Consider the following 235-nt stretch of genomic DNA (forward strand, 5'->3'; position numbering starts at 1 on the left):
GCGCTACGGCGTTTCACTTCTGAGTTCGGCATGGGGTCAGGTGGGACCACCGCGCTAAAGCCGCCAGGCAAATTCTTTGTGCTCTGTCCTGTGTCTTTTGTGCTCTGACGGCGTTGCCTGCGCTCGTAAGCTCAGTCACATACTTCTGTATGCTCCTTCTCTCACTTCGCTGGCCGCCTTGTCACAGCGCAAAATCCTTCGGACTTAATTCCGGGAACAGGCTGAAAATCTCTTT

At 54.0% G+C, this 235-nt stretch carries 1 rRNA gene; it reads right to left on the reverse strand.

Going from position 1 to position 235, the window contains the following annotated elements:
* Nucleotides 1-68, reverse strand: a 5S ribosomal RNA gene (rrf, locus tag ACZ3HG_RS24885); the annotation flags it as partial.
* Between the last annotated feature and the right edge of the window lie 167 nt (nucleotides 69-235).

The sequence above is a fragment of the Erwinia sp. PME.40.26/001 genome (assembly GCF_055556675.1).